The 9,087-nt window shown below is 45.4% G+C and carries 11 protein-coding genes and 1 pseudogene; 3 read left to right on the top strand and 9 right to left on the bottom strand.

The genetic code is table 11. The features are described from left to right. A partial coding sequence (locus H6G97_RS38865; protein WP_190945987.1) for an NACHT domain-containing protein occupies positions 1 to 2,458 on the top strand: 2,458 nt, incomplete at its 5' end. A 38-nt stretch (positions 2,459 to 2,496) separates the two neighbouring features. On the opposite strand, the gene H6G97_RS38860 is transcribed toward H6G97_RS38865, so the two are convergent. From H6G97_RS38860 to H6G97_RS38840, 5 genes are all read right to left on the bottom strand, one after another. Further along, positions 2,497 to 3,045, bottom strand: a complete 549-nt coding sequence (locus tag H6G97_RS38860; protein WP_190945986.1) for a hypothetical protein — start codon at positions 3,043 to 3,045, stop codon at positions 2,497 to 2,499. Continuing rightward, entirely contained in the window at positions 3,008 to 3,364 is a 357-nt protein-coding gene (locus H6G97_RS38855) for a DUF488 family protein, N3 subclade (protein ID WP_190945985.1), read from the bottom strand. The genes H6G97_RS38860 and H6G97_RS38855 overlap by 38 nt, the downstream gene beginning before the upstream one ends. Further along, the gene (locus tag H6G97_RS38850; RefSeq protein WP_190945984.1) at positions 3,361 to 3,831 is read right to left on the bottom strand and encodes a DUF1392 family protein; all 471 of its coding nucleotides are present in this window, start codon (positions 3,829 to 3,831) and stop codon (positions 3,361 to 3,363) included. Before H6G97_RS38850 ends, H6G97_RS38855 begins: the two co-directional genes overlap by 4 nt. Continuing rightward, a complete protein-coding gene (locus tag H6G97_RS38845; protein WP_242055863.1) occupies positions 3,828 to 4,979 on the bottom strand; it encodes a DNA cytosine methyltransferase in 1,152 nt (383 codons plus the stop codon). Before H6G97_RS38845 ends, H6G97_RS38850 begins: the two co-directional genes overlap by 4 nt. 142 nt (positions 4,980 to 5,121) lie before the next feature. Then, positions 5,122 to 5,637 carry a hypothetical protein gene (locus H6G97_RS38840; protein ID WP_190945983.1) on the bottom strand — a complete coding sequence of 172 codons (516 nt, stop codon included), beginning with the start codon at positions 5,635 to 5,637 and terminating at the stop codon, positions 5,122 to 5,124. A 41-nt stretch (positions 5,638 to 5,678) separates the two neighbouring features. On the opposite strand from H6G97_RS38840, the gene H6G97_RS38835 reads away from it, so the two are divergent. Both H6G97_RS38835 and H6G97_RS55645 read left to right on the top strand, forming a co-directional pair. Beyond that, entirely contained in the window at positions 5,679 to 5,834 is a 156-nt protein-coding gene (locus tag H6G97_RS38835) for a tyrosine-type recombinase/integrase (protein WP_479684977.1), read from the top strand. A 256-nt stretch (positions 5,835 to 6,090) separates the two neighbouring features. After that, entirely contained in the window at positions 6,091 to 6,726 is a 636-nt protein-coding gene (locus tag H6G97_RS55645; RefSeq protein ID WP_190945982.1) for a flavodoxin domain-containing protein, read from the top strand. A gap of 357 nt (positions 6,727 to 7,083) precedes the next feature. On the opposite strand, the gene H6G97_RS38825 is transcribed toward H6G97_RS55645, so the two are convergent. From H6G97_RS38825 to H6G97_RS38810, 4 genes and pseudogenes are all read right to left on the bottom strand, one after another. Then, entirely contained in the window at positions 7,084 to 7,668 is a 585-nt protein-coding gene (locus H6G97_RS38825; protein WP_190945981.1) for a protein-S-isoprenylcysteine O-methyltransferase, read from the bottom strand. A 268-nt stretch (positions 7,669 to 7,936) separates the two neighbouring features. Beyond that, positions 7,937 to 8,431 (bottom strand): DUF1392 family protein, encoded by a 495-nt coding sequence (locus H6G97_RS38820; protein WP_190945980.1) that lies wholly within the window; start codon positions 8,429 to 8,431, stop codon positions 7,937 to 7,939. Positions 8,432 to 8,433: 2 nt separating this feature from the next. Then, positions 8,434 to 8,715: a hypothetical protein gene (locus tag H6G97_RS38815; RefSeq protein WP_242055861.1), complete on the bottom strand. Its 282-nt coding sequence runs from the start codon at positions 8,713 to 8,715 to the stop codon at positions 8,434 to 8,436. Then, a pseudogene (locus tag H6G97_RS38810) lies at positions 8,712 to 8,891 on the bottom strand (four helix bundle protein); the annotation flags it as partial. The gene H6G97_RS38815 and the pseudogene H6G97_RS38810, both read right to left, overlap by 4 nt. Between the last annotated feature and the right edge of the window lie 196 nt (positions 8,892 to 9,087).

The raw sequence follows: 9,087 nt of genomic DNA, 5'->3' as shown, positions 1-9,087 counted from the left end.
ACTGAATGCAGAGTTAAAAGAGCAGGAAGTTAAGCTTCAGTTTCACCAACTGGGACAGTTAGAATTAGACAATAGTAAAGCCGAAGAAGCACTAAAGCAGTTTCCAAATTCAATATTAGGACAAGCTTTAAATCAAGAGTTATCTACTTACTTAGAAACAAAAGGGATTAGACCAGAGATTGCATCTCTAGTCACAGGATGGGTAGCCTGGGATACATATAATTATATCAAGCAGCTTTTCTCTTATGAATCAGAAGATGTGCGCCAAACCTTAAGTTTGATAATGATAGCAGCACAAGAAGTAAGAGCAAATGAGAAATACTCTAGCATAGAGTTATACCTGAAAGAGCAGATATCACCCTCACCCAGCGACCCGTTACTAATGGAGAGATGGAAGGTAATAGGTGAAGAATTTAAAATACCGGAAATCTATGTGCCACTGAAAGCTCAGTTGTTAGATAGCAATGGCAAACCTGAAGAAAAGTCAGTTGTTGATTTAGAGAATTGGGTAACAGAGCAACTGAATAAATCTGAAACAAATCCCCAAGTGATGTTTATTCAAGCAGGCCCAGGGCGAGGCAAAAGCGTATCTTGTAAAATGGTTGCAGAGCGGGTAAGAAAAGAACTTCACCCAATTTGGACACCAATACTAATTAGGCTAAGAGACATAGATACTTTTGAGCCAAATATCGAAAATACTCTTCGGGCGGCTGTTAGAGAAAACTTTGCTAACCGAGATGATTGGTTGAGCGATCGCAATACCCGATATTTATTTATACTAGATGGTTTTGATGAACTACGTTTTGAAGGAAGAACCGCGAAAGGAATTGAAGATTTTCTTGGACAAGTAGGAAACTATCAAGCCCAAAGAGTATGTAGACATCAATTCATAGTAACTGGAAGAGAATCAGCGTTGCATGGAATTGAAAATCGGCTACCAGCTAACTTAGTTAGGTTAGAAATTGCATTAATGGACGACGAGCTGCAAAAGCAGTGGTTATTAAATTGGGGAACACTAGTTGGACAAGATAAAGCATCAGAATTTCAAAAATTTCTCAAAGCAGATAATTGCCCTGAGCGTGTTAAAGAATTAGTGCGAGAACCACTGTTACTGTATCTTGTGGGGGCTATGCATCGAGATGATGAGTTAAATATCAAAATGTTTGAAGGTGCTAATGATGCTCAAACTAAAATAATAATTTATCAAAAAACACTAGATTGGGTTTTAACGAAACAACGTCCTGAAAAGCTTAATCTAGAACTTACAGAATTTGATACAGAAGACTTGCGTCTGATTTTAATTGAAGCGGGGTTATGTGTTACTCAATCTGGAAGACAATGGACTTCAATCAAAGCAATTGAATCACGGCTCAAAAATGATAAAACAGCCAGAGAGTTACTGGAAAAAGCACAGAAGAAGCTTGGTGGTGAAAATCCTTTAAGAAATGCGTTAGCAGCATTTTATTTACGTTCAGCAAAAGCATCCTCCTCAACAGAGGGTGCTGTCGAGTTTATTCATAAGAGTTTTGGGGAATTTCTCTGCGCTCAGAAAATAAAAGAAAGCTTGAAACAGTGGACAAAAATAGATTCTGAAAGTAGACGTGAGAGATATGTTATTGATGATGACAAGCTAGCAGAAGAAATCTATGATTTATTTGGCTACGGTGGATTGACAACAGAAATTGTAGAGTATTTAATGGCTCTGCTTGATTCTGAAGAGAAATTTCAATACTTAAAACTGTTCGAGCGTTTGTCAGATTTTTATCTTGATTGGTGTAAAGGAAAATTTATTAGTGGAGTTCCTAAAAATCTTCCTCTCAATCAAATGCAAAAATTCCATACAGAAAAAATATTCCTCGATTTAAGAGAAGTTGATATATTTACTGGGCTAAATGTAATGATTCTTCTCCTAGAGTTACACCGTTATGCTCAGACTCAAGATGAACTAAAGGATAATATTGTCTTTCATCCTTGCGCTAAAAACGACAGTGATAGTTTGGATAGAGGGCGATTACTTCGGATTATTGGATACAGTAACAGTATTGCTTTATATACTTTTTCAAACACTGTTGGTTATTTCCTCTCTGGCGCTGACCTCTATGGCGCTTACCTCGAAGGCGCTGACCTCAAAGGCGCTGACCTCAGAGGCGCTGACCTCGAAGGCGCTTACCTCTATCGCGCTAACCTCCCTGGCGCTGACCTCAGAGGCGCTGACCTCAGAGGCGCTAACCTCGAAGGTGCTAACCTCTATGGCGCTGACCTCAGAGGCGCTGACCTCAGAGGCGCTAACCTCAGAGGCGCTAACCTCGAAGGTGCTAACCTCTATGGCGCTAACCTCTCTGGCACTGACCTCACTAAAATTATTTGGAATGAGGATACACAGTGGAAAGATGTGCGAGGATTGGAGAGAGCAGTAAATGTACCTGAAGCTTTGGTAGAACAGAAGAAAAATCCATAGTTACAGATTATACTTCAAAAGCTTTTTTTAAATACGTTTCACTTCTCCCCACTCTCCACCGCCACACACTCTCCACTGAAGACCTTCTGCACCCGCCTTCCACAGCGCACCTCCAAAAACCCCCCTGGTTCCCAATAGTCCTTCACCACTCCAGGTTGCCATTGTCGGGAGACGAGGTTGTAGACTTGCACCTGTGTTCCGATCGCGACATCTGCGATCGCCTCCACATTCTTCCAGCCAGGAGGAAGATTATCGTAACTCTTGACCCTACCAAGCAGTTCAGGAATGGTCAAGTGTTCGGTAGTAGATTTGACTGGGGCAAGGGTACTCTCATTGTGAGTACCCAAGGTTCCATTTGTAGGTTGTTCCGTTGAAAGAATGATAGTTTGGGCTGCTATACCATTGTCACTGTTTGATTGCGATGTGTTTGACTTGGCAATAAAGTTGTAATATTGTTTACTTGGTGTTTTGTGAGGAGTCTGAGTATCGGTTAACCCGTTACCCTTATTTTGTCCACAATTTGTGGACATTTGATTAGCTGCTGCCACTTCACCGCCCCACAATTCCGGCGGCGATCGCCCGATCACCTCCCGCCCAACGATATGCCTGTGGCAGAAATCCCCGATTTTCAAGGGAACACAACAAGGTAATATCTGCACCTGCCAGCTGTCTCTGCACCCAAAGCTCAATCAGCTGCTGCCGCTCCTGAAGAATTCCTTGGAATCGACGCTCGTACTCAAATTCAGCTTCAGCATCTTGGGCTGATGCCTTCCACCACTTCAGCAATTCTGGAGTTGGCGCGAATAGAGGCAGGTGTTTGCCTTTCCAGTTTTTGGGAGGGTACAAGGAGATTGAAACAGCCTCGCCTCGGATTTCGCCACGGTAGAATGAGGTGTATACTGTCATAATCGCACCCGCTCCAAATCGTAATCAGTTACCCGCGCGATGGAATCTCTGGAGGTGAAAACCTCGTCACCTTTTTCAGAAATGCTGGGAGACATCCATTCCACACTGTAAAACCACGCATCGTTAATCAGTTGAATGCCCTGAACAATACGAATCGGTGGCCCATCACCATGAAACCTAAACTCGACCAACTCACCCAGGCGAAAAACGGGTTTTTCTTTGGTGTTCGTTTGTAAGTTACCTGTGCCAATAAGTTCACTTTCTAAAACAGTAATATTGGTATTACAAGCGAAGATTTCGTATTTCCAACCGTGTTGTGACCATTCAACTCCAGTGCAATAACCGAAAGCTTTGGCAGATTTAACATAGACTCGCTCTAACAAACTGACCAGTAAAGGCGGGATTCGTTGACCCCACGGCGGTGAAATGTACCAGCACTGTTCTAAGTTTTGGACAAGATTAGTCATACACTCACTCCTAATAATTTACTCTGTGCAGATATAAATAGTCGTGTTGCGAAACTGGGAGGGACAGAATAGCCGATAATTGACCCCGCCGTAGCAGTCTCGTTGGGAAACTCGTACCAACCGGGAAACCCTTGCAAGATTGCAGCCCCTTCAATAGACAAAGACTTGACCGTACCATCCGGTAACCAGATATCAGCGAACTTACTTCGGTTGCAATCTTTGTGGTCGGTGAAATGCGATCGCAGAATGGTGTTACAGGGCAAGTGTGCAGGTTTATACTTGGACTCTGTACGTCCCCCAACTCTCTGTATTAGCAGTGGCGTTGGTTCATTAGTTGCTAGAAATTGTTCTACCGCTTGCCGTTGTTTGGGGAGTAGTTGTGAATCAGACATCGTAGGGATGAGATGAGCGATCGCCTCGTACCAACCACAAGATTTAGCTCCCGTAGGTAGGGCAACCCGAAACCCCCTACTTGCAACCAGAACTAACCGCCGACGCGCCTGGGGTAATCCGAATTTATCCATGCTGACCACGCTGTAATCGACCGAGTACCCCTCAAGTTCCAAAGCATCCAGAATGATACTGAAACTCTGACTGTTCTGATAACGCGGCACATTCTCTAGCGTGAACACCCGTGGCTGCAACTGTCGGATAGCTTCTGCTACAGCGATTGCTGCACTCAGATCATCAGCCGTTTCAATGCCCTTGCCTGCTTTGGCTGTGTGGGCTCGGCTGAAGTTGGCGCACACTGGGGAGGCGTGGAGGTAATCGGGGCGGCGGGGAAAACCGAGAAATCCTGACTGTGCTACTTCTTGCACTGTTAGTTGGAAGACTTTACAGCCATACTCGCTAAAGTTGTGGTGATGGGTTTTGGCGATCGCCCTGCTCAGTTCTGGTTTGCTTGGGTCAAACTCCACTGCAATAACTGGACGAATCCCGGCTTCAACCATCCCCGCTTCAATCCCGCCGCCACCGGCGAAAAGTACTATGGCGATCGGTGCATTATCTGGAAGAACTGGTTTTAATTTTGTGTTATCAAAATTTTTGCAGACATCTAATTTTGGTGATGGCTTTTTGGATTTCGCTTTTTTGATAAAGGCGGTAATATCTTTCCTGGTTGCCAAGAGTTGTTGCAGTGTCCGAATCATCGTCACTGCACTGCAAAGAATTGAGCCAATACTTCGTCCTTTCCATACTCCATCAACTTGTTCTTCCCAGTTGTAAGTAAACTCAACGAGGTTGTCACCAACCCCGTCGGTCAGGTGCAGCGCTTAGTTCGGCGTGCCTTGCTCAGTCGATGGCCATGACTACTGAGATCACCTCGCGTGACTTGTGGGAGATGGCGACCAACTCCCTGAATTCCCAGAGTACGGAACCCCACTCGTGAATAGCATCCGGCAGATCGCGGAGCCGATACCATGACGACCGACCTAGCCAAGACAGCACGACGGCCTCTACCTGTGCCCGGACTTCGGGACGGGGCGGGCAGTCGAACAGCCCGCAGAACTCCTCGACCACGCCAATAGCCCCCTCCGAGCCGATTGGCGTGAACTCGACCGGGGTGATGGCCGCGACCCAGTACGGACCGTGGATGTTGCCGGCATCCTCCTCGTGTGAGTCCTGTCCGGCGTAGTGATCCCGATACCGCCAGTGGCCGATCAGGGCCTCTAGTACTGCGACCTCATCGCCTGCCCCGTCCCACGCGAACCGCTTGACGCTAAACCAGCGGAACGAGTGGTCGTCGAACAGGATGAGGGTATGCCCAGTGTATTCGAGGACCGCACCCACATTGGAGTAAGATTTCATTCTACATTTACTTAGACGTTAATATACTTCATTATTCCATAGTGTATTGTGCTCAATCAGGAACCGCTATATTACAAAACGGCTACGACATCCGCACAGTGCAGGAATTACTGGGACACAAGGATGTAAAAACGGCAATGATTTACACCCATGTTCTGAATCGGGGCGGTAAGGCTGTGCGTAGTCCCCCTGATTAGAACTACTGGTATATATTCTGCATGAATTTTGAACACCTAAAATGGTACAAAGTTAACACCCTACATCGCCTCTGACGGGAGATGTGTAGACTTGTATTGAAGTTCCTCTGCCTACGGCGGGTGGTCGCGCGATTTTGGGCAAAAGATTCAAACGATCATGTATCAGGAAATTCTCGGCTTAGTGGAAGAGTAGAGTATTACCGCAGGTAACTTGAGTGCAAAGAACGGCTTGTGTTCAATCTGGAGAAGACGTGAAATGACGAATATTTTGGTGGTCTACACCTCGACAATGGGGAACACACGCAAGATGGCCGAAGCGGTCGCTGATGGTTCGCGCTCGGTGGAAGGCGTAGAGGTCGTTTTACGTGAAGCGACTGAAGCGACTCAGGGGGAAGTACGCGAGTGTGACGGGTTACTTTTGGGTACGCCAATGCGCCATCGTTCGGCGGATGCGCGGGTTAAAAAGTTCATTGAAGACACTATCGAAGTGTTATGGCTCAGAGATGAACTGGTTGGCAAGGTAGGCGGCGTTTTTAGTGTGGGCGGCGGTTACGGTGATGCAGGTGCGGGTGTCGAAATCGCCCAACTTGGTCTGCTGGCAGCAATGGCGGGCGCGGGGATGATTTTAGTGTCGCTGCCTAAAACCACGCCCGGAGCTGGAGTTGCCGGAAGCCATTGGGGAGCGCATGGCAGAAGTGGCGGGCCAAACATGGAGCCACAGGGCGTTACGGTCGAGATGCTCCACTGCGCTTATCATCACGGAGCCAATGTTGCGCGTGTGGCTGTTGCGCTCCAAGGTAAAGAGCTAATGGCGCGTGGCAATCAAGCGCCGTCTCAAGAACTTATTGCTATGTTCGCTAATGCCGAGCCACAAAACACACCGCCTAGTTAAGCAGATCCAAACGGCACATTAAAAAGCATTATTTTGTCTACAATTTGTGGACATTTGAGCAGTCACTAACCCAACTTTTCCGCCCCACATCAAAGGAAGCGTTCGCGGTGCGTCTCCCAAAGAGAAGGTATGGCGCTGCGCTGCACTACCCCCGCAAGGGCGATATGCCATTAGACAGAAATCCCCGCTCTTCAAGGGAACGCAGTAATGTAATATCTGCGCTCCTTTGTTGCTTTTTTACCCAAAGGTCAATCAGCTGCTGCCAGGAGGTGAAGAATCAGCAGAAACCGACTCTCATATCAATACTTCTCAGTTAAGGCCAAAGTTCATTTGTCCTATATATATCAACTGAACAAATTAGAACAGGTAAGGAATTAATCGTTTTGTGCATTGCTTGTAAACTTCATACTCATCTCCAAAGGTATCAAGTAACATCTGTTCCTCTTGTCCAATTCGTGTTGCATACGCAATACTAAAGCCAATGAATCCCGATAGACCTGCAATCAAGTTGGAGAGCAAGAGTGGTTGTGCAATGCACAGTAGCAGAACAGAGGTGTACATAGGATGACGAATGTTTCGATATACACCACTGGTGGAGAGAGTGTGTCCAGCCCGGATTTCCAGTGTTGATGACCAATTTTGACCCAAGTCGTGATGACTGCGCCAAAACAACCAAAGGGAAAGCGCAAGAATAGCAGTGCCTAATCCATTTGCCCAAATTGGTAGATGGTAGTTAGCAAAATTCAACCAAGGAAATAAAACATGAATCAAAGGAAGAAGCAGTATCCCAACCAATAGGAGAAGGCGGACTATCTTTTCCTGGAGGGTTTTTCGTTGATCAACAATTATGTTCTGTTTTTGTATTTGTTGGTAAGGAATTCTAATCAGCAGCCAGAAAACTATCCCCAGCATGAAAATGCTCTTTGAGACAAATGGATTCATCACCGCTCCAATAGATAGACTACAAAACACGAAGTGAATATTTAGCTAAAATTATATTTAAGTATCTGTTTGTTGCTCTAAGCAAGCTGATAAATTACCTTAATTAGTAGTTTTTTAAGAGATTATTTAATCATTAAACCCAACCGCCCACCCCTCGCCCCCACAAGACATTCCACCGTCAGTCTGACCCCGCCGCCGCTACCAACCGTCCGCGATAGAATTCCTGTTGTAAAAGAGACAGAACACCCAAAATATGAGGTGTACACCGTCATAATCGCACCCTCTCCAAGTCATAGTCGGTCACTCGTGCGATGGGCGAAGTCCCGCCAAGGGCGATCGCATCTCTGAAAGTAAAAACCCCGTCACCGTTTTCAGATATTCCTGGGGACATCCATTCAATTGTGTAGAACCAGGAATCGCAAATCAGTTGAATACCTTGGACTATGCGGATCGGTGGCCCATCGCCATGAAACCGAAACTCGACCAACTCACCCAGGCAAAATACAGGCTTTTCTTTGATAACTAATTGTAAGTTGCCTGTACCAATGATTTCACGTCCTAAAACAGTTAGATTATCCTTGCCGGAGACAATCTGATAATTCCAACCTTTAGCTGTCCACTCTACACCGCAACAGTAACCGAAGGATTTGGTGGTAGTGACGTAGACTTTCTCCAACAGGGAAACTTCTAAGGGGGGAATCTCTTTACCCCAAGGTGGTGAAAGATACCAACAAGTTTCTAGATTCGGAACTTGGTTAATCATGGTTATGCCTCCTGACTGGACTTTAGACCACACAAGTAATCAATTCGTTTCCAAGCAATCGCAGCTTGCCGTGGAGAACAACTCAAACCATAAGCACGACGAGCATCATAATTGCCCTTGATTGCCTTGGCTACTCCAATGGGAACCCCAGAAGCCACCTCACGAATACCGGGTTGATAGCTTCGGTCTTCATGAGAGAGCCGTACTTGCGTAATCTGATTTCTAATTTGGTCTGCCCAGGGGGTCAAACCAATTCGCAATTCGCAATTCGCAATTAATTTCATTGCTTGATTTTCTCTTTAACTTTTCGAGTAGATGCAACTAAGATTTTTCCAATTTCTCTAGTTTCTTGAAGTAAGGATTCAAACTTGTTTTTATCAACCAATTCTGCCTCGATTAATATTTCTAACCAATATTCAGTCTCTCTTTCTTCTTTAAGCGCAATTTCTAATTTTTGGACTTTGGACAAAAAGAAGAAGTTCGCGAGTGTAGATCGCGAAATAAAAACTACGCGCCATAAATTACATCAGTTATTTTTCAAACTGAGTCCAACTGAAGTTAAACGCCTAAAACCTAAGGAAATTTACGCAGCTTTTTGTTTACTAGGTGTTGATTTTGACAACTTCTTGATAACAGGATGCTTAGTACGTTGGGTT

It is taken from the genome of Nostoc flagelliforme FACHB-838, assembly GCF_014698065.1.
Classification (GTDB): Bacteria; Cyanobacteriota; Cyanobacteriia; order Cyanobacteriales; family Nostocaceae; genus Nostoc; species Nostoc flagelliforme_B.
The sequence above is the reverse complement of the archived record's forward strand: the minus strand, read 5'-3'. Positions and strand labels throughout refer to the sequence as shown.